Raw genomic sequence first — 26,984 nt, forward strand, 5'->3', positions numbered from 1 at the left:
CCGATGCGGCGGCTGTGGATGAGGCCCCGGTGCCACTAGCGCTGGGGATAGTGGATCGGCCGCCAACAGTAAGAGTGCTAACAGCAAACCTCAAGCCCAGGGCTCTAGGGCAGGACTTGTCGGCAAGGACTTGACCCCTGAACTCCAGGTGAGGCGTTCAGCGCAGTGCCTCAGTTGTCCAGATTCTGGTTCCCTGGGTTGGATTCGTGCACAACTCGGTGCACTACTAAGCCGATTGCGCCTGGCCCACAGTGGGCGGCCAGAACCGATGGCAGTGGCGAAATTGTCACGGGCCATGACGTATGGGGCTCAAGCGCGTCGGCGACTTCGATGGCGGCTTCTTCGGCTGCGAAATGCTGAACCGCCACCTGGACATCCCCAGGTGCCGCTCCGGTCGCGTGTTCGATCCCGAGCTCAGCGATGCGCGTTAACGCCCGATCGGTGTGGCGTATCCGGTCTAAAACACTGATGCTTCCGGCCGCGTCGAATCGCAGAATCGGCCGGATGTTCAAGAGATTACCCAAAACGGAAGCCGCTAGGGTGACTCGGCCACCTTTACGCAACGCATCCAATGATGGGACGGTGAGCCAGATATGCGAACCCATGGCGCGTTCCGCGGCCTCAATGGTGTCGCGGGATGTCATTGCCGCATCGGCGGCCGAGACTACCGCGAGTGCCTGACCGAAGCCGGCGCTGCAGGAATCGATCACATCGACCTCAACCGTGCATTGTTCTGCCGCAAGGCGCGCCGAATCGGCTGTATTAGAGAGCCTGCCGGCCATCGTGATCACGATGATCCGCTCCGCACCGTTCTCTACCGCATGATCGTAAGCCTCGCGGAATTTCCCTGGTGCGGGCCTGGACGTTGAAACCGACTGGCCAAGCGCAAAACCCATCGCAAGAGCACGCTGCAGGTCCGGATCACCATCGTTATACACCTGACCGCCAACGGTCACATGCATCGGCACGACCGAGAGATAACCGCGGTAGCTAGCAACAACCTCTTCGCTCAAACCTGCCGCGGAATCGGTGATGACCCACGTGCGGGGCCTACGCCCGGAATATGCGCGAGCCAACGCGGCGATGCGGTGGCCCAAACGAGGCTGTCCTCGCGTAGGATGCCGCTCGGAAGAAAGCGGCAACCTGCGCGTAAAGGATGGCAAACGGTCAGACATTAAACGACAATCGAAACCAATTTAGGGGCGCGGACAATGATCTTGCGGATCTGCTGGTCCCCCAAGAACCGCTGAACGTCCGGGTTCGCCAACGCCCGGGTCTGTAGATCCTCTTCAGAGATGTCCACCGGGACCTCGAGTTTGCCGCGGACTTTACCCTTGACCTGAACCACGGCGGTGATGGTCTCTTCCTTGAGCAGGGATTCATCCACCGCTGGGTACGGCACGCGGGCAATCGGCTGGCTATGGCCGAGCATGTGCCACATGTCCTCAGCGGTGTATGGGGAGACGAGGCTCAGAAGCAATGCGATGACCTCAGCTGCCTCGCGCACAGCCGGATCCGCTGGGCCAGCACCGGAATCGATGGCCTTACGGGTTGCGTTGGTGAGCTCCATCGCGTGAGCCACAACAACATTGAACTTCCCGTTCTCAAGGTTCTCGAGCGATTCGGCGAGGATCTTGTGCGTTACCGAACGCAGGTCTTGATCTCCACCAGCCGGGTCCGTTCCTGCCGCGCTGCTCACGTCTTGGGCAATACGCCAGGCACGTGCCAGGAACTTGGTAGCACCCGATGGCGAAACATTCGCCCAGTCGACATCGTCTTCGGGAGGGGATGCAAAAACCATGGTCAAACGGACGGCATCCACACCGAACTGATCGAGCTGTTCGCCCAGGTTCACGCCGTTGCCGAGCGACTTGGACATCGCCTTGCCCTGGTTCAAAACCTGGCCCTGGTTCAGCAACGCCGTGAACGGCTCGCTGAAATCGAGGTAGCCGAAGCTCTGTAGCGCCTTGGTGATGAAGCGTGAATACAGCAAGTGCAGGATCGCATGCTCAACACCGCCGACGTATTGATCAACCGGCAACCAGCGCTTGACGGCCTCGGCGTCGAAAGCCGCCTGGTCATTCTGCGGTGAGGCAAAACGCAAGTAGTACCACGAGGAGTCCACGAACGTATCCATCGTGTCGGTATCGCGCAGAGCCGGACCACTGCATTCAGGACAGGTCACGTTGACCCAGTCTTCGGCCCCAGCAAGCGGCGAACGGCCCTTGAGCGCAAGCTGTTCACCGCGAAGATCCTCTGGCAGGCGCACCGGCAGTTCGTCTTCGGGGACCGGGACCTCACCGCATGATGCGCAGTGGATGATCGGGATCGGTGCACCCCAGAAACGTTGGCGGGAAACGAGCCAGTCACGCAAACGGTAGGTGATGGCCTCATGCCCGGTACCGGCCTTCTCGACGATGTCGATGGCTTGAGCTATCGCATCTTGCTTGCTCAGCCCATCGAGCGGGCCGGAGTTGATGAGGGTGCCGTCGCCAACGGTGGCGACACCGCTGACGGCTGGGTCTTCCTCCCCCGTATCGACAACGGTGCGCACTGGCAAATCGAAGGCGAGCGCGAATTCGAGGTCGCGTTGATCGTGGGCCGGCACGGCCATGATCGCCCCGGTTCCATAGTCAGCCAGCACGTAATCGGAGGCCCACACCGGTACAGACGCGCCGGATACCGGGTTGGTTGCGTAGCGGCCCAGGAAGACACCGGTCTTTTTGCGCTCTGTTGATTGGCGTTCGATGTCGGAGGCGGCTTTGACTGATTCCCGATACTCTTCGAACGCTGCACGGTGTTCGTCTGTGACCAGTTGGTCTGCTAGGTCGGCGTCCACGGCAACGACCATGAACGTTGAGCCGTAGAGGGTGTCGGGGCGGGTTGTGAACACTTCGATGGTGTGTTCGTCTTTACCGGCGTTGGCTTCGATCACGAAGTTCACGTTGGCGCCGTGGGACCGGCCGATCCAGTTGCGCTGCATCGCAAGCACACGCTCGGGCCACTTCCCTTCCAGCGCGGGCATCTCGTCGAGCAAACGGTCAGCGAAATCGGTGATCTTGAAGTACCACTGGTTCAGCGACTTCTTAGTGACTGGGGTTTTGCATCGCTCGCATGCGCCATCGACTACCTGCTCGTTGGCGAGCACGGTCTGGTCTTTAGGGCACCAGTTGACTGGCGAGTTCTTCCGATAGGCCAACCCGTGCTTGAACAGCTCGAGGAATAGCCACTGGGTCCAGCGGTAATACTCCGGGTCGGAGGTGTGAAGGCGTGAGTTCCAGTCTGCGGAAATCGCATACCGTTTGAACGATTCCGCCTGGGTGTCGATGTTCTTATATGTCCATTCGGCCGGATGCTGATCGTTTTTGATCGCGGCGTTCTCAGCTGGCAGGCCGAAAGAGTCCCAACCGATCGGGTGGAAGACGTCGTAGCCTTGGTGTAGCCAGTGGCGTGCTACGACGTCACCGATGGCGAAGGCCTCAGCGTGACCCATGTGAAGGTCCCCCGACGGGTAAGGGAACATGTCGAGGACGTATTTACGTTCGCGGGAGCCGTCATCCGTTGGTGTGAAAACGTTGTTTTCTTCCCAATAACCCGCCCAGCGCTTCTCGATGGCGTGCGCATCGTAGGTGGCGTTCTCTTGTGGCGTAGGGGCCTGAGCCAACTGGTATTCCTCTTCTGTGTGGGTCAGCTTGTGCGTAGACAACTCGTGCGCGTGTGGCAGGAGTCAAAGCAGGTCCCTATTCTACGTGTCAAACGGGTTTCTGCATGTTTAGTGCACGTCACATAACGGCTGTATCAGGTTCCTGAATCGGCTTGGACGTCTTCATCAACCCAGTCGAAGCTGCGGTGGACGGCTTTGCGCCAGATGCGTTTCTTCCGCTCGACTCTTTGTTGGTCCTTGGAACGGCTGAAGGTGCGCTCCAATTGCCAGTTCTCCTCGATTTCGTCCAGTGAATTCCAGACGCCAACGGCGAGCCCGGCGGCGTAAGCGGCACCGAGTGCCGTGGTTTCGGTGACGGCCGGCCGTAGAACATCGACACCGAGCAGGTCGGCTTGGAACTGCATCAGGACGTTATTGGTGACCATGCCGCCGTCCACTCGCAGTTCGGTGAGTTTGCCGTCAACGTCTTCTTCGGCGGCGTCGAAAACGTCAGCGGTTTGGAAGGCTGTCGCTTCCAGTACGGCGCGTGCGATGTGTTCGCGGGTCACGTACCGGGTGAGCCCAGTCATGACACCGCGGGCTTCGGGCTGCCACCACGGAGCGTAGAGTCCGGAGAAGGCCGGGACGATGTAGCAGCCGCCGGAGTCTTCAACTTCGCTCGCTAGCTCTTCGATCTGTGGGGCGTGTTCGAACATCTTGAGGTTGTCGCGTAGCCATTGAACCAGCGAGCCTGCTACTGCGATGGAACCTTCCAAGGCGTAGACGGGTTCTTGACCGTCGAGCTGATAGGCGATCGTTGTCAAGAGGCCTTTGGTGCTGCGCGCCGGTGTGGTTCCGGTGTTGTACATAACGAAGCAGCCGGTTCCGTAAGTGTTTTTGGCTTGGCCTGGTTTGAACGCTGCTTGTCCGAAGAGGGCTGCTTGTTGGTCACCGAGGATTCCTGCGATGGGAAGGCCTGCCCCGGGGTTGTCGCTACTGATGTGCCCGATGTGCCCGGATGATGTCACGATGCGGGGCAGCATCGCTTCAGGGATGTTGAAGTCGTTGAGGATGCTGGGTTCCCATGCTTGTTTGCGTAGGTTCATGAGCATGGTTCGGGACGCGTTGGTCACGTCGGTCACGTGCAGGCCTCCGTCTGGGCCGCCTGTGAGATTCCAGATGACCCAGGTGTCCATGGTTCCTGCAAGGAGTTCCCCGGCTTCTGCGCGTTTCTGCAGTTGCGGGTCTGTATCGAGGATCCAGCGCAGCTTGGTTGCGGAGAAGTATGTTGCTAGCGGCAGGCCTGTGACTTCGCGGTAGCGGTCGAGCCCACCGTCTTCTTCCATCTCATCGACGATGCGTTGGGTGCGTGCATCTTGCCACACGATGGCTGGGGTTACGGGCTCGCCGGTTGCGGCGTCCCATACAAGGATGGTTTCGCGTTGATTCGTGATGCCGATTCCCTGGACGGCGCTGGCCCTCTCCCCGAGGGTATCCAACAGTTCGGCTAATACGGCTGTGACATTGTCCCGGATTTCGGTCGCATCATGTTCGACCCAGCCTGGCAGGGGGAAGTGCTGTTGATGTTCACGTTGGGCCACTGCTTGCTGCTGACCGCGTTCATCGAAGGCGATAGCCCGGGAGGATGTGGTGCCTTGATCGATCGCCACAATAAGTTTTTGTGTCATGAAGCCCTCGATGATGTGCGTGGGTTGTTAAGAGTCTCAAAGCATCGTAGCGAGCGCGCGAGGTGAGCGCGACGTCAGGCATGCTTCGAGGCAAGGTGAAACCTGCCTATTGCGGCAGTGACAATAAGTAATTGTCCGGGTGACATTTGCTTAGTGTCGCCGCGACAACAACTTATTGTGTATCTGACCGGAACTAATTGTATAGGTGGCAATAACTAATTGTGCGAGTGACACTAAGTACCTGCTGTGGCGGCAATATGTAATTGTTTGCATGACAATATGTAGGTAGAGTTGCTTGCATGCACTCCTGGGCTAATGTCACTGAACGCCGTAACCTCCAGCCCGAACTGGCGGTTTCGGTGATCGTTTTCGCTTTCTTCAAGAAGCCGGCAGACTCCAGCAACACCGATAGTTCTCAGCTCAAAAACCACTCTGAAGCACTGCCCTATCGCATTCAGATTCCGCTCATAGAACGGGTACGTGAGCCCTTCTGCGGCCGCTACGCGATCCCCGGGGCACCGGTTCAAGCTGCGCTTTCCCTCGATGATTCTGCAGCGGAGATCTTCACCCGCGTCACCGGTTTGAACGGTTATCAGCCGCAACAGCTACACACGTTCGGCGGCCTGTATCGCGCCGCTTGCCAGCGCCGCACCTCTGGGCAAGATGGGCTCTCACCCGACATCTCAGAGGATTCCCTGCACGTGGGCAGCTTGCGGGTGGTCACGGTTGCATACTGGTCCATGGTGCGCCTGGATGACGTTGATGCCGCGTATCAAGTCGCTGAAGCGGACCCACGGCTGAGCTGGTGGGACATCGATGACTTGCCGCCTCTGGCCTTCGATCACGGCCACATCATCGCTCAAGCCCGGCAAGCCTTGCGCGAAATCGAATTGGACGAGCTCGCTCACGCGAGCCTGCCATCGAAGTTCATCCTCGCTGACTTACGTGAACTCGTCGAAACCATCCAAGGGCAACAGCTGGACCCTGGGAACTTTCAACGCAGCATCAAAAACCAGCCTCGGATCAAAGCCACCTCAGAATTCCTGGAGGGCACCAAACACAGGCCGCCGAGGCTTTACACGCTTGAGTCACCCTAAGCGGGGACCCTGCCGGTCACGCTCGTGCCAGTTCGGCGGTGAAGCCAAAGGGGCCTCACGCCCGCGCCGTACTGGCCTCCAAGATCTCCTCGATCTCACGCACGAGTGCATCTTCCCCCACATCGCCTTGAGCCGCAGTATCTTTACCGGCTTCAACGCTGAGGGCTGTGTCCTGTCTCACGATCCCATTGAAACGCAGGTTCGTGCGGCGCCTGAGGATGTCTTCGGCGTTCGTGGCGTGTTCGCGCTCCGCCATCCACGCGACCTCGCCTCTCAGCAACTCCCGCGTGTGCGCAAGAGGGTGTGCAGCGTCGGGATCTGTTCCTGAGTCGATGAGGTGTGCGATGAAGTTCGCGACCTCGTTCGCATACGAACCGTAGCGCTTAACGAGAGCGCGGGCGTAGGTGGCGCCAACCACTGCTTCGCAGTCCTTGGTGGGGTCGTCACCGCGGATCATCCCTTTGATGTCGCGACCGCGCGTGGTTCTGATGCGGTCGCGGTCAAGCTGATCCAGAGCCTGATCGGTGAGCTGCTCCCCGACCGCACGGAACGTAGTGAGCTTTCCACCCACAAGGCACAACAGTGGGATCTCGATGCTCTTTACCCGGCCGTTGCGGGTCCCTCGCATGCTGTGGCTCAGGTGCACGATGTGGTGGTCACGCGTGATGGCGCCTGTCGCGTTAGCGTTTGATCGCGGTAGCGGCCGCACCCCAGCGAAAGTGTGAACCACGTGCTCGTCACTGATCGGGATCGTCGGGAACATATCCTGGACAAGCTCAAGCAGATATTCGTATTCCTCATCGGAGCATTCGGGTACTTCCCCGGGGTCCGCGGGTAAGTCAGTTGTTCCGACGAGTACGCGTTCGCCCAGCGGGCAGATCAACACGATGCGGCCGTCTTGATGTTCAAAGAAAATCTCGCCGCCGCGGCATGCTTCAAGTAGTTGAGGGTGATCCAGAACCAAGTGTGCACCTTTGGTTCCACCCATGAACGAGGTTTCATGCCCCAAAGCACGGTTAGTGAGGTCAACCCAGTTACCGGTGGCGTTGATAATGACGCGGGGTCGAACCTGGATGTGTTGGCCAGTGAGCTGGTCAGTCAACGTGATCGCATCGGATGCATCGATAGTGCTTGCCGTGGTGCCGGTCAAAGCCAGCTGATTTGCGATGCGGGCCCCGTGATCTTCGGCCTCACTCAGCAGATCGATAATGAGACGCTCAGGGCTATCGACCTGAGCGTCTTGATACTGCGCGACAAAGCGAGTATCCGGGCGCAGGTCAGGGAACGCGCGCCGTACAGCTTGACGCCCCAGCAAGAAGGAATGCCGTTTAAGGCCTGCCGCTTTCCTACTCGCACGGGAGTATGTGTCATAGAGCACAAGCCCGGCCTTGATCATCAACGCCCCGCGTTCAGCCGGGACGCCGCGATAGTCCTTGAAGAGAAAACGTAGCGGAGCATTTAAAAGACCCGTGAGGGTTGTACGCAAAGGAATGAACGTGGGCAACGGGCGCACCCGATGCCCGGCATGACGCAAAAGACGGTTACGTTCCTGGACCGACTCCTTCACTAGCCGGAACTCGCCATACTCCAAGTAACGGATACCGCCGTGAATCATATGGCTGGATGCGCCGCTTGCCCCGTATGCGAAATCATGAGCTTCCGCGAGCACAACGTCGATGCCCTGCAACGCCAACTCACGCGCCGCTGCCGCGCCGTTGATACCGCCACCAAGGATCAAAACATCGGTTTCCGGACGCTGCGCGATCCGCTGGACCGAGGCCCGCACCGGCGCTGTCCCCGCCGCATGCCTACCCCTTGCTAGATTCAATGGTGGAGCAAGCGAGGATGATGGATCTACCGGAGCAGAGCCGAGCCCAGATGAAGTAAGTGGAGCGGAGCAGGCTGGAGCAGAGCCGGCTGGATCAGTATCGGCGTGGTGGTCCTTGGAATGCATACCGACCATCTTGCCCGGATGAACTTCAGGCAACAAGCGCAACCTCAGACGAAAACCGCAATAACACCTACTGGACACATAAGGTTAAAACGTGAGTAAACCCAGCATCACCAAACACCCATACCCCGACTCTCTCGCGCTCGCCGCAAGCCCTTTAGACGATGACCGGGACTCGCTGTATTTCGACCTCACGGTATGCGGTTCACGCATGCGCACGTGGGTGTATCCAGCGCAGCAGAATGCATCAGGTGAACAAGGCGCTGCGGGATCTCGTGTGGTGCTTGCGATCCATGGTTTCCGCGGGGACCATCACGGCCTACGTCGCCTCATCAACGCAATGCCTGAGCACACCTGGATTGTCCCGGATCTACCCGGCTACGGGGTCTCTAGCGCGTTTGATACCCAACAGGCACGCCACAGCGCTATAGGCTTTCACGAAGTCATCGACGCCCTCATCGATGCCCTCGAGTTGGATGATGATACGGTCCTGCTCGGCCACTCGTTCGGCTCGGTCGTCGCCTCGACCTATATGGCCGCCAATCCGGGGCGTTTCGGGCAGCTCATCCTGATCAACCCGATCTCCGAGCCACCGCTGGCAGGCCGCCACATCGTGTTGACCCAGGCAACCCGCTTGCTTTATGAGCTCGGGACCCGGGTTCCAGCGCGCTGGCGCACCGCGGTATTGAGCTCCCCTGCACTCGTTGACGGGGCGAGCCTCACCATGACCACAAGCCGTGATCAGGCCACGAGGGAGTATGTCAGGCATCAGCATCGGGCATATATGAGCGGCTTCGCAAGCCCCGAAGTGCTACTGGAAACCTATGAATCCTCGGTGCACAGCACGGTGCTCGATGCCGCCGCCGAGGTCGATGCGCCGACACTGCTGATCGCAGGGGCCGGGGATCCGCTCGGCACGGTGGCAAGCCAGACAGCGCTCGAAGCACTGTTTCCCAACGCGCGGCTCGTGATGATTCCGCAGGTGGGTCACCTGATTCACTATGAAACCCCACGTGCCGCGGCAAGAGCGATACGCGCGTGGCTCGGCAGGCCCGAATAGGTGAGGCTAGAGCTCGGTTGGGTCGTCGACCCGGACCGTGACTTTGGGGTCGCGCCGCAGCGACCCTAGTGCCTTACGTCGCCGTAGCGCGTGCGTTACGGTGGGTCCGGCCGCGTAGTCGAAGAACAACAGCCACCGTTGCTCGGCAGAATCCGTAACGCCGCCTTCGGAGCTGCCCTGTACCGGCGTTGGCCCTACAGCGCGCACTCCATCCACGGCCTGAATGTCGAGGCAGAACTGCTGCGCGGCCTCACGCGGCCCAGACAACGACGCCGTGCGCACAGCCGGAGGCAAACCCACCTCAGCCCGCTCCGCGAGCTCCCGGGCAGCCAGCCCAGCCGGATCCCACCGGACTAAAGCCCTACCCTGAGGCGAAGGGTGGCCCGTTAGAACAACCTGGCCGCCTGCCTCGCGCCCACGCACCAAAGCTGCAGCAGCAAACCACCGATGCGCCACGTCCTCCCCCGAACGCAACCCACCGGAGGCAAGCATCGCATCGGCATCCAAGAGCAACGCGGCCGCATAGCCACCATCCACGAGAGGCTCAGCACCCGGTGTTGCGATCACCAACTGAGGCTTAGCATCCACGTGATGGAGCGCATCCGCACCAGTCGCACGCACCACAGGTACTCCCGGGAATGCCCGACCGAACTCCTCAACCGTTCGCTGTGCCCCAACATGGCCTGCACGCAAACTCCGGCCACCACACTCCTCACACGCGAAAGCGCGCTCGATCAAGCCGCACCAGCCACACGTCGGCGCAGGATCATTCGCTCCCAAAAACTGCAGCGGGCCCTGACACTGCCGGCAGCGGGCAGGCATTCTGCAGCGCTGACACCGCAACAAGGGAATGAACCCGGTGCGTGCCACCTGAACCAGAACAGGCCCGGACTCAAGCCCGGCACGGGCAACCTCAAAAGCTAAACGAGGGAGCCTGACCGAATGGAAAATAGGGTCCCGTTCCGACTCATAACTATCCGAGGTCGCCCTGACCCACGGGGTACGGTCCCGCAACACAGGACGAGCGGCACCTAATGGTTTGGCCCAACCGGTCTCAACAAGCCGCTGCGCTTCAGAGCTACGAGCAAAGGACGCGAAGACAGCCGCACAACCGCTGTGTTGAGCACGCAACAAAAGGACCTCGCGGGCATGATGATACGGGGCGCGCTGCTCAACATGGGATTGATCATGGTCATCCCACATAGCAACCAAACCCAGGTTCCACACCGGAGCGAAAGCCGCAGACCGCGTACCCACAGCAATCCTCCTCTGCCCCGTCACCACCTCAAGAAAGGACCGGTAGCGAGCGCTCGGGCCGTCCTCAGCCGATAACCTCGCATAAGCATCCGCACCCACCACAGCATCCAGCGCACGCGTCACAGCATCAAGATCTCGGGCATCCGGAACCACCAGAACACTGCCTCGACCCGAAGCCAGCGTTGCCGCCGCAGCTGTTGCCAAGCGCACCGCCCAGCCCTCGATGTGATGCGGTGTATCACTCGACTGGTTGTGTAGGGCAGCATCCGCCGTGGTCTGCGCCGTGGCTTCCGCCGTTGCTTCCCCTGGGGTGACCGCTACAACAGCCCGGGGAGCCTCACCTGCCAACAACTCAGTGAGCAACCACGCCTCAGGGTCCTCTGCCTCCCACGCCTTAGCCCACCGAGCAGTATCAGGGCAAGCGAGCGGAAGCTCAACCGGGCCATCCCAAGGCTCCTTCTCTATCCTGGCAATACGAGGAACCACAGCAGACTTCGCAACATCGGCCACCGTACCGGCATACCGGTCAGCGACCGCCTCACACAGCGAACGCACCTCAGAAGAGAAAACAGGTAGCGGTGAGAAAACCGTCGTGAGCGGCCTAGGGGTGACCTCAGGATCACACTGGGCAACCCGCTCCACGATATAACCGTTAACCCTGCGCCCACCGAAAACCACACGCACACGCGCACCGGCAACCGCATCGGAATCCTGCTCCTTCAGCACCGCATAATCGAATAAGCGGTCAAGATGCGGAACCGGGGTATCCACCAGAACCCGAGCATACGGGAGATGCTCAGCGTACTGATCAGCGCCAATACGAGGCTTCTTCTGAGAGGGCTTCTTCGGCTTCGCGTCTGTGACACCAGCCGGAGTACGGAACTGGGAGGCGTCGAACAAAACGCCGTCTGGCGATTCAGTCAACAGGCCTCCCAGCTCAACACGATCTAGATGAGGGAATCAGAGGTTGAAATACGACTTGAGCGCATCAACCCGGTCCAGGTTCTCCCACGTGAAATCAGGGTCCGGGCGACCGAAATGGCCGTGCGCGGCCGTCTTCCGATAGATCGGACGCTTCAAGTTGAGGTCCTCGATGATACCGAGTGGACGCAGATCGAAAACCTCACGGATCGCGCTAGCGATCTTGACCGGATCCTCCTGGGAGGTACCGAACGTTTCAACATAGAGACCAACCGGGGCGGCCTGCCCAATCGCATACGCAACCTGAATCTCAGCTCGATCAGCCAAGCCAGCCGCAACAACATTCTTAGCTACCCAACGTGCAGCATAAGCCGCCGAACGGTCAACCTTCGATGGGTCCTTACCAGAGAACGCGCCACCACCATGGCGAGCGAAACCGCCATAGGTGTCAACGATGATCTTGCGGCCAGTCAGACCCGCATCGCCCACCGGGCCACCGATGATGAACTTACCCGAAGGGTTCAACAGAACCTCGGCATTGGATGAATCCAACGATTCGGTCGCAAGAACCGGCTTGACCACAAAATCATGCAGATCAGACTGAACCGAAACCAAGTCATAGTCCTCGGCATGCTGGCTTGAGACCACCACAGACTCAATAGAGACAGGCTTGTCCCCGTCATAGCCGATCGTGACCTGCGTTTTACCGTCTGGGCGAAGGCCCGGCAACACCCCGTCGCGGCGCACACGCGTCAACTGCTGCGAGAGCCGATGCGCCAAATGGATCGGGGTCGGCATGAAAGAATCATTCTCGTTGGTCGCATAACCGAACATGATGCCCTGATCACCAGCGCCCTGAGCATCACGTGGATCTTTGGCTTTGCCAAGCCGTTCTTCAAGAGACGAGAACACGCCAGAAGCGATCTCTTGGGACTGCTGCCCAATAGAGATATTCACCCCGCAGCGGGCACCATCAAAACCGTTCGCGGAGGAGTCATAACCCAAATCCAGGATCGTGTCGCGCACAAGTTGGGGGATCTCAACGTAGGCGTCAGTCGTGACCTCACCGGCAACCTGAACCAACCCCGTGGTCGTCAAAGTCTCAACAGCAACACGAGACCCAGGGTCTTTATCCAAGAGCGCATCCAGGATCGCATCGGAAATCTGGTCACAGATCTTGTCCGGGTGACCTTCCGTCACGGATTCCGAGGTGAAAAGCCGCAAACTATCAGAAGTAAACATAACAATTATCGATTCTTTAGTGCTTCAGCGATCTACCCAGGACTTTAGCGCGCCAAGCGCTCTACAATCGCATCCACGATAAATTCAGAAACATAACGTTTCGAGCCGGAAATCTCACCGGCGTCCTCGCCGTCGGCGGCAAGCACGGCGACCGTATTGTTTGGTGTGCCGAACCCACGCGTTTCCGAGACCTCGTTCACGACGAGAAGATCCGCACCCTTGCGTTGAAGTTTGGCTCTGCCGTATTCCAGAACGCTTGCGTTCTCATCGCCGGTCTCCGCGGCGAAACCAACGATGAGGCGCGGCAGGACGTCCGCATCCTCGGAAGCGCTGGGTTCCTGACCACCCTGCTCCGGCACGCGCCGGTCCTTAGCCCGTGAGCGCCGGTCCTCCACCAGCCCTTTCAGGATGTCCGGATTGCGGACCAGCTCGATCACGGGCGCGGAATCGTCTTCCGGGTTCTTCTTGATCTTGCTGCCCACATATTCTTTAGGCCTGAAGTCAGCTACTGCAGCAGCCATGACAACGATGTGAACCTCGCTAGCAGATGCACGCATCGCTTGTTCCAGCTCGGCTGCCGTGGTCACAGAGGTGACCTCTACCCCATCGGGTGCCGGAACTTCGATGTTAGCTGCGACGAGCTCGACCTCGGCGCCGGCATCGCGCAAAGCCTCCGCCACGGCGACCCCTTGACGGCCGGTAGAACGGTTGCCGAGGAAACGCACCGGATCCAACGGTTCACGCGTGCCACCTGCGCTCACAAGCGCCCGGACGCCCGCAAGAGGTGCCTCGCCGGCGTGTGGGGTGGCGCTATCGAGCAACGCGAGTGCCTCTTGCGCGATGACCGGGATTTCTTCGAGACGGCCCGGCCCGGAGTCTTTGCCCGTGAGCCGGCCTACCGCTGGGTCAGGCACGGCAATACCGCGGCTCCGCAGAGTCGATACGTTCGCTTGCGTTGCGGGGTTAAGCCACATTTCCGTGTGCATGGCCGGGGCCATGTACACCGGTGATGTTGTGGTCAGGATGGTGGCAGTCAGCAGGTCATCGGCGCGACCTGCAGCCACACGGGCTAGAAGGTCTGCGGTGGCAGGCGCTACCACCACGAGGTCAGCTTCTTGGCCTAGGCGTACGTGGTTGACCGCATCGACGGCTTCAAACACTGAGGTCCTCACCGGATTGTGAGACAACGCTTCCCAGGTTGCGGCACCAACAAAGTTCAGGGCGGACTCGGTTGGGATCACATCAACGTGATGACCGGCCTCGGTGAACTCACGCACCAAGCCCGGGACTTTATATGCGGCGATACCACCGCCAACGCCTACGACAATCCGAGCCATACCAATCCCCTATCTCGCTCAACCGGTACGCTATCTACGCCACTGAGCGCAGGGCTTTATTCAGCGGCTTGCTGCGACTCGTTGAGAGGCTTCACATCCAGGAGGCCGTCGTTGTATTCGCGCAACGCGATCGAAAGCGGTTTCTCGTTCGGCTGGGTATCAACCAGCGGGCCAACGTATTCGAACAGTCCCTCGTGCAGCTGCGAGTAGTATGCGTTGATCTGGCGGGCACGCTTGGCGGCATTGATCACCAGCGCGTACTTGGAATCAACGTGGGTCAGCAGTTCATCGATCGAAGGGTCGGTGATACCTGGCAGTTCTTCAGACACAAAGGCTCCTTGAATTGATATTGACAGGCCTTGTCAACAGCGCCGTCTCTTCTCGAGAGCACCGTGAGGTGCAAACTATAATTCTACAACCTTGCGGCCGCGGCTTCAGACTTCGCGGCAACGCAAACGTCAATGAGTGGGCTCGATCCCCATGATCTGCACGAGTTCGGCTGCCGCGCGCTCGACCTCGTCGTTGATGATCGTGTGGTCGAACTCGGCTTCAGCCGCAAGTTCCTTCTTGGCGGTCTCAAGCCGACGGTTCTGTTCTTCTTCGCTTTCTGTACCGCGGCCAATCAGCCGTGCGACCAGCTCATCCCAGGATGGAGGGGCCAGGAACACGAAACGCGCTTGAGGCAGGGTTTCGCGGATCTGCCGGGCACCCTGTAGATCGATTTCCAGAAGAACGTGCTTACCCTTGGCAACAGCAGCATCAACCGATGCCCGCGGGGTACCGTAGGTGTTCTGCCCGTGCACGATCGCGTATTCGAGCATCTCGCCGGCATCGATCATGCGGCGGAACTCTTCAGGGGATACAAACTGATAGTGCACCCCATCGATTTCGCCTGGGCGCGGTTGCCGAGTTGTCGCAGACACCGAAAGCCACACGTCAGGATAGTTTTCCCGGATGAAGGTCGAGACGGTTCCCTTCCCCACCGCGGTCGGTCCAGCCAGCACCGTGACCCGCGTAGGGTTCGTATGGGTTTCAGCCTGTGCCATAGACATTCCTCCGTTGCAAGGGAATCGTAGGGCCTTAGCCCCACTGATTTTAGTTGATTGCTGTAGCGAGGTCCTCTTGTGCGGATTCGATCGCGGCTTCCATCGCATATGGTTTGGCCAATGATCGTGACGCCGGAACGACCACTTGGTCCCACACATCCCCGAGGGCTGCTGCGAGGTCCGATGCGGTGGCACCTTGCGCCCCATAGCCTGGGGTCAGTAGCGGCGGCTTACCGGTAGCGAGGTCGATGCCGAGGTTGCGTGCCGCATCGCCTGTCGTTGCGCCAACAACGAGGCCAACGTCACCAAGCGCTGGTGCTACTGTCTCGGCCTGCGTCCGAGTCTGAGCCTTGCGCATCCGTTCGTTGATGTCTGCGACATCGGTAATGACGCGGCGTGCCGCGGAGTCGCTTCCGCCGGCGTGTTGAACGCGTGCGCCTTCCGGATTGGACGTCAACCCAAGCACGAATACACCGCCGCCGAATTCGGCGGCCACATCGAAGACCGGGCCGAGGGCCCCCACACCGAGATATGGGGAGACCGTTACGGCATCGGCAACCAATGGTGAGGAAGGATCCAGCCAGGCTTGGGCATAGCCGGCCATCGTGGAGCCTATGTCGCCACGTTTGGCATCCGCTAGAACAAGGATTCCCCGCTCTTTAGCTTGCGCTTGGACCTGCTCTAACGCGGCAAGCCCTGCAGAACCGAACCGCTCAAACAGGGCGACCTGCGGTTTGATGATCCCGGCTCGGCTGGCCGCGGCTTTCACTGCGGCCAAACCGAACTCCAGGGCGCCGTCAGCGGAATCGGCGAGCCCCCAGTCCTTGAGTGTGGAAGGATGCGGGTCGATCCCCACACACAGCTTGCCGTAGCGCTCAAGGGCGTGAGCTAGCCGGCAACCGAACGGCTCGGTGCTACCCGTTGTCATGGCTTAGCCTTCTTTGCCTGCGCGGATCGCGGCGAGACGTTCGGCATGCTCTTGCAGGCTTGCAACCTCCCACGGATAGGTCCGTAGTGCCTCGATCGCCATGACAGCTGAGCTGAATTCCGCAACGGTTGTGATGATCGGGGTACCTACAGAGGTAGCCGCGGCGCGGATCTCGTAGCCATCGGAGCGGGAATCCCCACCACCGGATGGGGTGTTCATGATCATCGCGATCTCACCGTCAGTGACGAGGTCGACGATCGAACGCTCATCCCCGGCCTCGTGAACCTTGTTCACAACGGTCGCCTTGATGTCGTTGCGGCGCAACACATCGGCAGTGCCACCCGTGGAGACGATCTCGAATCCGAGGTCCGCCAAGAGCTTGACCGGCATCACTACAGATCGCTTATCGCGGTTAGCGACCGAGACAAAGACCTTACCTTCGGTTGGCAACGGGTTGTTGGCGGCGGCTTGGGACTTCGCGAAAGCGGTATCGAAGTGCTTGTCGATACCCATGACCTCGCCTGTGGACCTCATCTCCGGGCCGAGAAGAGAGTCGACCGCGCGGCCATCCTCGGTCCGGAAGCGAGCGAACGGTAGGACTGCCTCCTTGACGGCGATCGCTGAGCCCATAGGCAAGGACGCGCCGTCGCCTTCAGCTGGCAGGATCCCGCCACGCATCGATGCGATGGTTGCGCCCACACCGACGAGTGCGGCGGCTTTAGCGAGCTCAACACCGGTTGCCTTCGATACGAACGGGACCGTGCGGGATGCCCGTGGGTTCGCTTCGATGACGTAGAGGACATCGGAGGCGAGAGCGAACTGGATGTTGATCAGACCGCGTACGCCAACGCCTTCGGCGATAGCTCGGGTTGCTGCCGAGACCCGATCGAGGGTCTCTTGCGAAAGCGTGGTTGGCGGCAGGGTGCACGCCGAGTCACCGGAGTGGATACCCGCTTCTTCGATGTGCTCCATGACGCCACCGATGAACAGATCGCTACCATCGAAGAGTGCGTCAACGTCGATCTCGATCGCGTCCTCAAGGAAGCGGTCCACGAGCATCGGATGATCAGCGGTGATCTCGGTCGCGTTCTCAACGTAGGTTGCCAGCTGGGCTTCGTCATAGACGATCTCCATGCCGCGGCCACCCAGAACGTAGGACGGGCGGACCAGAACCGGGTAACCGATTTCGTCCGCGATTCTCTTGGCCTGATCGAAGGATACGGCGGTTCCGTTCTTCGGCGCGGTCAGCCCCGCGCGATCAAGCACGCGCTGGAACTCACCGCGGTGCTCGGCAAGATCAATCGCGGTTGGGCTCGTGCCCAGGATCGGAACTCCTGCGGCTTCGAGTTCTGCGGCGAGCTTGAGCGGGGTCTGCCCGCCGAGCTGAACGTAGACACCCAGAACGCCGCCGGTAGCCTGCTCCGCCTGAATGATTTCCAAGACGTCTTCAAGCGTGAGCGGTTCGAAGTACAGACGGTTGGAGACGTCGTAGTCGGTTGAGACGGTCTCCGGGTTGCAGTTGATCATGACCGTCTCATAGCCGGCATCGCGCAGCGCCATGGTCGCATGGACGCACGAGTAGTCAAACTCGATGCCCTGCCCGATGCGGTTAGGCCCGGAGCCGAGGATGATCACGGATGGCTTATCGTGCTGTTCGAGTTCGCATTCCTCATCATATGAGGAGTACAGGTATGGCGTGAACGCCGCGAACTCAGCGGCGCACGTGTCCACGGTTTTATACACCGGACGGATGCCGAGTGCTTGCCGGATGCCGCGCACAACGTCTTCACGGCGGTGTGAGAGTTTAGCGATCTGGGCATCGGAGAAACCGTGACGTTTAGCCAAACGCAGGGTCTCTGGCGCGAGGTCCTGATCAGCTGCGATCTCTTGTGCAACCTCGTTGATCAGTTGCAACTGATCGAGGAACCACGGGTCGATAGCGGTAGAGGCGTAGACGCGTTCGATGCTCGCACCACCTAGCAGGGCGCGCTGAACGTTATAGATGCGTTCGGTTGAGCCGCGCTCGGAGCTGGCCAGCAGCTGAGCGATCTCGGCTTCGTCCGGCTTCTCAAAGCTGAACTCGGCATCTTTCTGCTCAAGCGAACGCATCGCTTTCTGCAGCGCTTCGGTGAAGTTGCGGCCCAGAGCCATCGCTTCACCGACCGACTTCATGGTAGTGGTCAGTGTGGCATCAGCTGCCGGGAACTTCTCGAACGCGAAGCGCGGAACCTTCACAACCACATAGTCAAGAGCCGGTTCGAAGGACGCCGGGGTTTTCTGCGTGATGTCGTTCGGGATCTCATCGAGGGTATAGCCCAGCGAGAGCTTCGCGGCGATCTTTGCGATCGGGAAGCCGGTGGCTTTGGACGCCAGGGCCGAGGAACGCGAGACGCGTGGGTTCATTTCGATCACGACCACGCGGCCGGTTGCTGGGTCTACTGCGAACTGGATGTTGCAACCACCCGTGTCGACACCGACTTCACGGATCACGTTGATCGAGATGTCACGCAACTTCTGATACTCAACGTCGGTCAGCGTCATAGCTGGTGCCACGGTGATCGAGTCACCCGTGTGGACACCCACCGGATCGAAGTTTTCGATGGTGCACACAACAACCACGTTGTCGTTCTTATCGCGCATCATCTCGAACTCGTATTCCTTCCAGCCGAGGATGGACTCCTCGAGGAGCACCTCACTGGTTGGTGAATACTGAAGCCCGGCACCGCAGATGCGGCGTAGGTCTTCTTCGTTATAGGCCATTCCGGAGCCAAGCCCACCCATCGTGAAGGACGGGCGGACCACGACCGGATAGCCGAGTTCCTCGACGGCCTCGAAGGCCTGTTCCATGGTGTGAACGATCGCTGAGCGGGCTGATTCGCCGCCGGAGCGTTCCACAACTCCTTTAAACTTCTCGCGGTCTTCACCGAGTTCGATGGCTTCGATATTCGCGCCGATCAGCTCGACGTTATATTCAGCGAGCACGCCGGACTTATCGAGTTCGATCGCGGTGTTGAGTGCGGTCTGGCCACCCAGGGTTGGCAGAAGCGCGTCCGGGCGTTCTTTCTCGATGATCTTGGCGACTACGTTCGGGGTGATCGGTTCGACGTAGGTCGCATCCGCCATCGCAGGGTCGGTCATGATGGTCGCCGGGTTCGAGTTCACCAGGATCACACGCACGCCCTCTTCCTTGAGGACGCGTAGCGCTTGGGTTCCTGAGTAGTCGAATTCGGCGGCCTGGCCGATCACGATCGGGCCTGATCCGATGACAAGGACGGATGAAATGTCAGTGCGCTTTGGCATGGAGGTTTCAGCCTTCCTTCTGCGAGGTGTGCGCTTGCATGAGTTCGATGAAACGGTCGAAAAGGTACGAGGAATCGTGCGGGCCCGCACCGGATTCCGGGTGGTATTGCACGGAGAACGCCGGGATATCGAGGCAACGGAGACCTTCGACGACCTGGTCGTTGAGACCGATGTGAGAGACCTCGACGCGCCCGAAGCGTGACTCTGGGGCTTCAACAGTGCCCTCGATCGGCACATCGATCGCGAAGCCGTGGTTTTGGGAGGTGATCTCGACGCGGCCGGTCGCCTTGTCAAGCACTGGCTGGTTCATGCCGCGGTGGCCAAACGGCAGCTTATAGGTCGAGAAGCCTAGCGCCCGGCCGAGGATCTGGTTGCCGAAGCAGATCCCGAACAGTGGGATGTTGGCATCGAGCACGTCGCGTACGAACTTCACTTCCGGGTCAGCCTGGGACGGGTCGCCCGGGCCGTTGGAGATGAAGACACCGTCGAAGTTCTCTGCCTTGATGTCGGCAAAAGTCGATGCGGCAGGCAGAACGCGCACGCGTACGCCGCGTTCTGCTAGGCGGCGCGGGGTCATGCCTTTGATACCGAGGTCGAGTGCGGCAACGGTCGCTAGCGGTTCGCCTTCCCATCCGTGTTCAGCAGGATCAACCCAGTAGCTTTCCTTGGTGGTCACGTTCTCGGAGAAGCGTTGGCCTTGCATGCTCGGCTGGTCTTTGACGGTCTTGATGAGTTCCTCGACCGGCTTGTCTGCGGCTTCGCCGGAGAAGATGCCGGCCTTCATTGCACCGGCAGAGCGGATGTGGCGGGTTACCGCCCGGGTGTCGATCCCGGCGATCCCGACGATGCCGTCGCGTTCAAGCTCGTCATCCAGCGTTGTTTCGGAACGCCAGTTGGATGCGATGCGTGACGGTTCGCGGACTGCATAGCCGGCGACCCAGATGCGTGCCGATTCGTTATCGGTTGGGTTCGCGCCGGTGTTGCCGATGTGGGGGAAGGTCTGGACGACGATCTGGCCTGCATAGGACGGGTCGGTCAAGGTTTCCTGATAACCGGTCATGCCTGTGGTGAACACGAGCTCACCGAGGGTTTGGCCACGTTTGCCGTAGGCGTGCCCGCGGAATACGCGGCCGTCTTCGGTGACAAGTAGTGCCTTGTCGTGATCGGTGTGTGCCACCTATGCCGTCCTTTCTGGGTGCTGCCCGGAAGCGTTGCCCGCGTGCTCTGCCGTGGTGCTGCCAGTTTCCGGATGCGTCTGAATTTCTGGGGCGAGCTTGTATAAAGCCGCCAAGAGTGTGCTGTGTACGGTGCGGGTTTCGGCGCGGAATCCGGTGTCGACGCTGGTTTCGCCAAGTTTATGGCGGATCACGATGATCCCGCCGTCTTCAACGAACTTACCCACCATTCCGCGCACCGTGGTGATGCCTGCGATATTGGCGGCCGGGATGAAGAAGTTCTCTGCTTCCGTACGGTAGACGGACACGCCGTCATCCCCTATAGAGAGTGCTGCCGCGCATCGCACGCCAAGCTCGTGTGCCGCGATCCTTTCGAGATGCTGGCCCGCGAAGGTCGTGACAACGTAGGTGCCTTCGCCTTCGGCGCGGGGCTCGGTCAAGCTCGCGGGCAATTGTTCGGGCGCCTGGATCCCGGACTGGCGTTTCTTTCGGTGTGACCAACCAAGCAACATCAATACGATCGCGATCACACAGATCGCGACGGTCACGATCAAGCCGATGAACTCTCCCTGTGTCATGCGATCACCTTGCGTGGGCTAGCGAGTTCGCCATCAACGACTGTGGCGTGGCCTGCATAGAACGTGTGCATGACCTTGCCTGGCAACTCTAGGCCTTTATACGGGGAGTTACGGCCCTTGGTGTGGTGTTCCTCAGGGTTCACGACGCGTACCGCGCTCGGATCATACAGCGTCACATTCGCTACTGACCCGACTTCCAGGGGCTGGCCGTGGTTAGTGGCCTTGATGAGCTTGGCTGGTGCGGTGGACATGATGCGTGCGACGTCTTCCCACGTGATCATGCCCGTATCCACGAGCGTCTTCTGCACCACTGGTAGAGCGGTCTCCAAACCGGTCATGCCCATCGCGGCTTCGTTCCAAGCGCACTGCTTGGTCTCCGAGGTGTGAGGTGCGTGGTCGGTTCCGATCATGTCGATCGTGCCGTCAGCAACAGCCTCACGTAGCGCGAGGGTGTCTTCCTTAGTACGCAGCGGTGGGTTGACCTTGAACACCGGGTCGTAGCCGCGAACCATCTCTTCAGTGAGCAGTAGGTGGTGCGGGGTTACCTCGGCGGTCACATCGATCCCCTGGGACTTTGCCCAACGGATGATTTCCACGCTACCTTTAGTTGAGACGTGGCATACGTGCAAACGCGAGTTGACGTGCTGGGTCAGCAACACATCGCGGGCGATGATCGATTCCTCTGCAACGGCAGGCCAGCCGGTCAGTCCAAGCTCTGAGGAGACGATGCCTTCGTTCATCTGTGCGCCCTCTGTCAGGCGCGGCTCCTGGGCGTGCTGGGCCACCACACCGTCGAAAGAGCGGACATATTCAAGAGCCCTGCGCATCAGGACCGGATCAAACACGCACATGCCGTCATCGGAGAACATACGGACCTGGGCGTGGGAATCAGCCATAGCGCCGAGTTCGGCGAGCCGCTCCCCTGCCAGCCTCTGGGTCACAGCACCGATCGGGCGTACTTCCGCCCACCCGGCTTCTTCACCCAGCTGGCGTACCGACTCAACAACACCGGCGGTGTCTGCAACCGGCATCGAATTCGCCATCGCATACACCGCAACGAAACCCCCGGCCGCCGCGGCCTGGGTTCCGGTCTCAACGGTTTCGGCGTCCTCGCGGCCTGGCTCACGCAGGTGGGTGTGAGGGTCAACCAAACCTGGAAGCGCGATGAGCCCTTCAGCATTGATGACTTCTGCGTCGGAAGGTGCGGTGATGCTGCCGGCCTCGGCAATATCGCGAATATCCCCTTCGGCCAGCAGGATGTCTGCGGTGTTCCCGTTAGGGAGCGTGACGGATTGAATCAACGTGGTCGTCATGATCAGGCCTTCTGAGTGTCGGTCGAATCTCCAGCCAAAACCAGGTAAAGCACAGCCATTCGGACGGCTACACCTGCGGAGACTTGGTTGAGTACACGGGAATTGGGGGCATCCGCTGCTGCGGAGCTGATTTCCAGGCCTCGGTTCATGGGGCCCGGATGCATCACGATGGCTCCTTGCTTCATGGACGCGTGACGCGCGGGTGTCAATCCCCAACGGCGTGAATACTCAGATGCCGATGGGAAGAAGGCCCCGTGCATCCGTTCAGCCTGAACACGTAACATCATCACGGCATCAGGTTCGCTCGCGAGTGCTTCATCAAAGTCGTGGGTCACGCGCACCGGCCAATCACCGACGCTGTGCGGCATCAGTGTTGGAGGGGCAACCAGTGTGACCTCGGCACCCAAGGTGTTCAGCAGCCACACGTTGGAGCGGGCCACACGCGAGTGCAGAATATCGCCGACGATCACAACGCGCGCGCCATCGAGGCCCTGCCCGAGCGAGGGTTCACCCTTCAGGGCTGCACGTTCGCGGCGTAACGTGAATGCGTCCAGAAGCGCCTGTGTTGGGTGTGCGTGGGTTCCATCGCCTGCGTTGACGATTGCGGCGTCGATCCAGTCGGTTTCAGCGAGGCGGTAAGCCGCACCTGAGGAGCTGTGGCGGATGACGATCGCGTCAGCACCGATCGCTTCGAGTGTCTGGGCGGTGTCTTTGAGGGATTCCCCCTTGGAGACGGACGAGCCTTTCGCGCTGAACGTGATCACGTCGGCTGAAAGCCTTTTCGCGGCAGCTTCGAACGAGATGCGCGTGCGGGTTGAGTCTTCAAAGAAGAGGTTTGCAACAGTCAGGCCGCGCAGGGTTGGGAACTTCTTGATTTCCTTACCTGTGGAATCCGTCATGGATTCAGCGATATCTAAGATCCGGATCGCTTCTTCACGGCTGAGGTCTTTAGTGTCCAGGAGGTGGCGCATCAGTTATCGGCCTTCCCCGTTGCAGACTCAGCTTGCGCGGTGTCGTCTGTGTCAGGTTGGGACGCGGCAGGACGTTCGATGATCACACGGTCAGCGCTATCGATCTCTGTGAGTTCTACACGCACAGATTCGGTGCGTGAGGTGGGGATGTTTTTGCCTACGTGGTCGGCACGGATCGGAAGTTCACGGTGCCCGCGGTCCACTAAGACTGCAAGACGCACCGCTTGCGGGCGGCCACAGTCAACGAGCGCATCAAGGGCCGCGCGGATCGTGCGGCCTGAAAAGAGGACGTCATCGACCAAGACCACGGTTTGGTCATCGACCCCGGTGTCCGGCAAGCGTGTTGGCGCGGGTACGCGCGGAGCGCGGCGGCGGACGTCATCGCGGTGCATCGTGATGTCAAGCGAGCCGCAGAAAGAAGCGGCTGGACGGTTGATGATGCGCTCAAGTTTCTCAGCGAGCCGTTGCGCCAAAGGGACTCCACGAGAAGGGATCCCCAGGACCACAAGATCATCTCCGCCGCGGTTTTTCTCAACGATCTCGTGAGCGATCCGCGTGAGGGCGCGATCAATGTCGGATGCATTCATCACTTCAGCGATTTCAGCTGAGGTGTTACCCATGCGCCGACCTCCTTCCCCGCCTCACTGGACGGTTGTTAAAGGCTGTCTTCTCCGGTTCTCTAATCTACCAGTCGCATCGGCTAGCGCCGGGCTTCGTTACCCACGCGCACGTGTGATCTCAGTTGCAGTGCCGCTAGAGGATCAGTGTGGGCTTGATGCGTTGCAGGCGGCCAAGTAATCCGTTGACGAAGTCCGGTGACTCCGAGGTGGACATCTCACGCACGAGCCGTACAGCCTCATCGACTGCAACCGCGTCGGGGATCTCGTCGTTATATAGCAACTCCCAGAGACCAATCCGCAATGCGGCACGGTCTACTGCGGGCATACGATCCAGCGTCCACCCTTGTGCGTAGGTCGTGAGGACCTCATCGAGTTGGGTCGTGTGCGTGCTCACTCCACCGACGAGCTCACGAGTGTACGGGTTGACGGCAGCGCCGTCTTCGTCGCGGCGCTGCAACACGTCTGCCGCCTCAATCCCACGCTGCTCGGCTTCGAAGAGGATTTCGAGTGCGCGGCGGCGTGCTTTCGAGCGGGTGCTCTCCCCTTGCCTGGTCACTCTGTAACGCGGCCCAAGTATTCGCCGGTGCGGGTGTCAACCTTGACCTTGGTGTTCTGCTCGACAAAGAGCGGAACCTGGATCTCGTGACCGGTTTCCAGGGTTGCTGGCTTGGTGCCGGCGTTGGAACGATCCCCCTGCAGACCTGGCTCGGTGTAGGTGATCTCAAGGATCACCGACGGCGGCATTTCGATGTAGAGGACCTGGCCGTCATTCAGCGCGATCTGAACGTTCTGATTCTCCAGCAAGAAGTTGGCGGCGTCCCCCACAGTTTCGCCGGGTACGGTCAGCTGATCGTAGTCTTCCAAATCCATGAAGACGTAGTCAGCGCCGTCTTGGTAGAGGTACTGGTAGTCGCGGCGGTCAACGGTAGCCATCTCAACTTTGGCGCCAGCGTTGTAGGTCTTATCGACAGTCTTACCGGAGACGACGTTACGCAACTTGGTGCGCACGAACGCGCCACCTTTACCCGGCTTGACGTGCTGGAACTCGACCACGCTCCACAGTTGGCCGTCAATCCGAAGAACGCTACCGTTCTTGATGTCATTGCTGGTTGCCACGTTGGCTCCTTCAAAATTAGTTACAGCAGTACATGGTGAATTCGTTGCGCAACACTGATCTGGTCGCGAAACACTCAGGCCTAGTTTACGCTTTCGCCAGCCTATGCGTTGGAGGTGTCCGGCAATACCGAAACTTGGACGGCCTCGTCCGGGGCGTTCACTTCGTTCAGCAGCGACTCATAGGCGGCACGGGAAGCGTTGCGCAGAACTTCGGATGCGTTGAACTGCTCCCGGCCTTCTAACGCTGACTTATACCGTGAAGTCGCTGCGAGCATGTCACCGATGCTGTAGAAGCACGCGCCGAGGTTCTGGACGATATCGACTTCGTCAACCGTGCCGTCGAACTCCTTGCGTAGCTGCTGCAGCCGGTAGATCGCTCGCTCCGGGTCTCCGCTCCAGCGGGTCACTTCCGTGTCCAGCAGTCGTAAGCGGATATTGCGTGGGTCCATGAGGCGGGCATCGGCAACAAGTTCGGATGCAGCTGCCAATCGGCCTTGAGCGATCAAAGCCACAACGCGGTCTCCGGCTTCCCCGTTCTGCGCGGTCTCTTGAGCCAGCTGCTCGTCCACGACGATGGGCCGCAAGTCGGGTAGGCGGAACTCAACACCCGGGATGCCCGTGCTAATGCTTTCCGTCTTCCTCACGCAGCAACCTCCTGGAATGCTGTAAACAATAGGTGATCCTCCGGGCCTTCAAGGATGCCCGGTCGCGCAAGACCGTCCAGCACGACGAAGCGCAGCAAGCGACCGCGCGCTTTTTTATCACGTCGCATGGTTTCTAACAAGCTTTGCCAGCGGTCTCCCCGGTAGTTTACAGGTAACCCCAACGAAGTGAGGATTTCGCGGTGGCGGTCCGCTGTCGCATCATCGAGCCGGCCGACGAGCCGGCCCAGTTCCGCTGCGAAGACAAGCCCCACGGACACCGCCGCTCCGTGGCGCCACTGATAACGCTCGGCATGCTCGATCGAGTGCCCGAGCGTATGGCCGTAGTTGAGGAACTCACGACGGCCCGCTTCCTTGAGGTCCTGAGACACGATGTCCGCTTTGACCTTGATGGTGCGCTCAATCAGTTCGAAGAGGCGTTCACTTGCCGGATCGGTGGCTTCGTCAACGTCTTCTTCGATGAGCTCCAGAATCCGAGGGTCGGCAATGAAACCAGATTTCACGGTTTCAGCCATTCCGGTCACGAGCTCGTTTCGCGGCAAGGTCTGCAACGCATCGAGGTCCGCAAGAACGCCTGCCGGCGGGTGGAAAGCACCCACGAGGTTCTTGCCTTCAGCGGTGTTGATACCAGTCTTACCGCCCACCGCAGCATCCACCATGCCCAAGTATGTGGTTGGGATATGTACAACACGGACACCACGCAACCAGGTTGCGGCAACGAAACCAGCCAGGTCAGTCACCGCGCCTCCACCGACCGATACCACCGCGTCGGTGCGTGTGAAATCCGCCTGCCCCATGACCTGCCAGCAGAAAGACGCAACCTCGACCCGTTTGCCTTCTTCCGCATCGGGGATCTCAGCCGAAAGGGCTTCGACGTTGTCTTGAAGCAAGAACTCACGTACGGCTTCGCCTGTGGCGCGCAAAGCACGCGGATGGATGATGAGGACCTTCTGGACCTTCTCACCCAACATGGGACGCAAACGGTTTAAGAGGCCACGGCCAATCACCACATCGTAACCAGTTCCATCCGAATGGTCGACGCGGACGGTGCTCACGCGCTCAGTCATAGCGGTGTACTC

General features: G+C 60.0%; 22 protein-coding genes. 2 read left to right on the plus strand and 20 right to left on the minus strand.

The features are described from left to right. Window positions 1-170: 170 nt before the first annotated feature. The 3 genes from MHJ63_RS02740 to glpK all read right to left on the minus strand — a co-directional run bounded on the left by MHJ63_RS02740 (window position 171) and on the right by glpK (window position 5,331). Window positions 171-1,175 carry a DegV family protein gene (locus tag MHJ63_RS02740; protein WP_239446127.1) on the minus strand — a complete coding sequence of 335 codons (1,005 nt, stop codon included), beginning with the start codon at window positions 1,173-1,175 and terminating at the stop codon, window positions 171-173. Further along, entirely contained in the window at window positions 1,175-3,664 is a 2,490-nt protein-coding gene (leuS, locus tag MHJ63_RS02745; protein ID WP_275435814.1) for a leucine--tRNA ligase, read from the minus strand. Before leuS ends, MHJ63_RS02740 begins: the two co-directional genes overlap by 1 nt. 134 nt (window positions 3,665-3,798) lie before the next feature. Further along, window positions 3,799-5,331, minus strand: coding sequence for a glycerol kinase GlpK (glpK, locus tag MHJ63_RS02750; RefSeq protein ID WP_239446128.1), 1,533 nt, complete (start codon window positions 5,329-5,331; stop codon window positions 3,799-3,801). A 299-nt stretch (window positions 5,332-5,630) separates the two neighbouring features. On the opposite strand from glpK, the gene MHJ63_RS02755 reads away from it, so the two are divergent. Beyond that, window positions 5,631-6,428 carry an NUDIX hydrolase gene (locus MHJ63_RS02755; RefSeq protein WP_035755195.1) on the plus strand — a complete coding sequence of 266 codons (798 nt, stop codon included), beginning with the start codon at window positions 5,631-5,633 and terminating at the stop codon, window positions 6,426-6,428. A 55-nt stretch (window positions 6,429-6,483) separates the two neighbouring features. On the opposite strand, the gene MHJ63_RS02760 is transcribed toward MHJ63_RS02755, so the two are convergent. Beyond that, the gene (locus tag MHJ63_RS02760) at window positions 6,484-8,415 is read right to left on the minus strand and encodes a glycerol-3-phosphate dehydrogenase/oxidase (RefSeq protein WP_239446129.1); all 1,932 of its coding nucleotides are present in this window, start codon (window positions 8,413-8,415) and stop codon (window positions 6,484-6,486) included. Window positions 8,416-8,473: 58 nt separating this feature from the next. Between MHJ63_RS02760 and MHJ63_RS02765 the strand changes: the two genes are divergently transcribed. Continuing rightward, window positions 8,474-9,439: an alpha/beta fold hydrolase gene (locus tag MHJ63_RS02765; RefSeq protein ID WP_239446130.1), complete on the plus strand. Its 966-nt coding sequence runs from the start codon at window positions 8,474-8,476 to the stop codon at window positions 9,437-9,439. Between the two features lie 6 nt (window positions 9,440-9,445). Here the strand turns inward: MHJ63_RS02765 and MHJ63_RS02770 are convergent, their stop codons facing one another. The 16 genes from MHJ63_RS02770 to aroB all read right to left on the minus strand — a co-directional run bounded on the left by MHJ63_RS02770 (window position 9,446) and on the right by aroB (window position 26,972). After that, window positions 9,446-11,620: a primosomal protein N' family DNA-binding protein gene (locus MHJ63_RS02770; protein WP_239446131.1), complete on the minus strand. Its 2,175-nt coding sequence runs from the start codon at window positions 11,618-11,620 to the stop codon at window positions 9,446-9,448. 36 nt (window positions 11,621-11,656) lie between these two features. Further along, window positions 11,657-12,859: a methionine adenosyltransferase gene (metK, locus tag MHJ63_RS02775; protein ID WP_239446132.1), complete on the minus strand. Its 1,203-nt coding sequence runs from the start codon at window positions 12,857-12,859 to the stop codon at window positions 11,657-11,659. Between the two features lie 44 nt (window positions 12,860-12,903). Continuing rightward, window positions 12,904-14,196 carry a bifunctional phosphopantothenoylcysteine decarboxylase/phosphopantothenate--cysteine ligase CoaBC gene (gene coaBC / locus MHJ63_RS02780; RefSeq protein WP_035755190.1) on the minus strand — a complete coding sequence of 431 codons (1,293 nt, stop codon included), beginning with the start codon at window positions 14,194-14,196 and terminating at the stop codon, window positions 12,904-12,906. A gap of 56 nt (window positions 14,197-14,252) precedes the next feature. Next, a complete protein-coding gene (gene rpoZ, locus MHJ63_RS02785; RefSeq protein WP_035755188.1) occupies window positions 14,253-14,525 on the minus strand; it encodes a DNA-directed RNA polymerase subunit omega in 273 nt (90 codons plus the stop codon). 129 nt (window positions 14,526-14,654) lie between these two features. Further along, window positions 14,655-15,242, minus strand: coding sequence for a guanylate kinase (gene gmk / locus MHJ63_RS02790; RefSeq protein WP_035755186.1), 588 nt, complete (start codon window positions 15,240-15,242; stop codon window positions 14,655-14,657). A gap of 49 nt (window positions 15,243-15,291) precedes the next feature. After that, complete coding sequence (gene pyrF / locus MHJ63_RS02795; RefSeq protein WP_035755184.1) at window positions 15,292-16,170, minus strand: orotidine-5'-phosphate decarboxylase; 879 nt, start codon at window positions 16,168-16,170, stop codon at window positions 15,292-15,294. A gap of 3 nt (window positions 16,171-16,173) precedes the next feature. Beyond that, entirely contained in the window at window positions 16,174-19,470 is a 3,297-nt protein-coding gene (carB, locus tag MHJ63_RS02800) for a carbamoyl-phosphate synthase large subunit (RefSeq protein ID WP_239446133.1), read from the minus strand. Between the two features lie 7 nt (window positions 19,471-19,477). Next, entirely contained in the window at window positions 19,478-20,647 is a 1,170-nt protein-coding gene (gene carA, locus MHJ63_RS02805) for a glutamine-hydrolyzing carbamoyl-phosphate synthase small subunit (protein WP_239446134.1), read from the minus strand. Further along, window positions 20,648-21,223, minus strand: a complete 576-nt coding sequence (locus MHJ63_RS02810; protein WP_239446135.1) for a PH-like domain-containing protein — start codon at window positions 21,221-21,223, stop codon at window positions 20,648-20,650. Next, window positions 21,220-22,536: a dihydroorotase gene (locus MHJ63_RS02815; RefSeq protein WP_035755177.1), complete on the minus strand. Its 1,317-nt coding sequence runs from the start codon at window positions 22,534-22,536 to the stop codon at window positions 21,220-21,222. Before MHJ63_RS02815 ends, MHJ63_RS02810 begins: the two co-directional genes overlap by 4 nt. Window positions 22,537-22,538: 2 nt before the next feature. After that, window positions 22,539-23,507 (minus strand): aspartate carbamoyltransferase catalytic subunit, encoded by a 969-nt coding sequence (locus MHJ63_RS02820; RefSeq protein WP_239446136.1) that lies wholly within the window; start codon window positions 23,505-23,507, stop codon window positions 22,539-22,541. Next, on the minus strand, window positions 23,507-24,127 hold the full coding sequence (gene pyrR / locus MHJ63_RS02825) for a bifunctional pyr operon transcriptional regulator/uracil phosphoribosyltransferase PyrR (RefSeq protein ID WP_070492215.1): 621 nt from the start codon (window positions 24,125-24,127) through the stop codon (window positions 23,507-23,509). Before pyrR ends, MHJ63_RS02820 begins: the two co-directional genes overlap by 1 nt. 133 nt (window positions 24,128-24,260) lie before the next feature. Then, complete coding sequence (nusB, locus tag MHJ63_RS02830; protein ID WP_035755170.1) at window positions 24,261-24,683, minus strand: transcription antitermination factor NusB; 423 nt, start codon at window positions 24,681-24,683, stop codon at window positions 24,261-24,263. Beyond that, window positions 24,680-25,243 carry an elongation factor P gene (gene efp, locus MHJ63_RS02835; protein WP_035755167.1) on the minus strand — a complete coding sequence of 188 codons (564 nt, stop codon included), beginning with the start codon at window positions 25,241-25,243 and terminating at the stop codon, window positions 24,680-24,682. Before efp ends, nusB begins: the two co-directional genes overlap by 4 nt. 101 nt (window positions 25,244-25,344) lie before the next feature. Further along, entirely contained in the window at window positions 25,345-25,887 is a 543-nt protein-coding gene (locus MHJ63_RS02840) for a tetratricopeptide repeat protein (RefSeq protein WP_035755164.1), read from the minus strand. Continuing rightward, on the minus strand, window positions 25,884-26,972 hold the full coding sequence (gene aroB, locus MHJ63_RS02845; RefSeq protein ID WP_239446137.1) for a 3-dehydroquinate synthase: 1,089 nt from the start codon (window positions 26,970-26,972) through the stop codon (window positions 25,884-25,886). The genes MHJ63_RS02840 and aroB overlap by 4 nt, the downstream gene beginning before the upstream one ends. Window positions 26,973-26,984 lie beyond the last annotated feature (12 nt).

The organism is Pseudoglutamicibacter albus (assembly GCF_022346425.1).
Taxonomy (GTDB): Bacteria; Actinomycetota; Actinomycetes; order Actinomycetales; family Micrococcaceae; genus Pseudoglutamicibacter; species Pseudoglutamicibacter albus.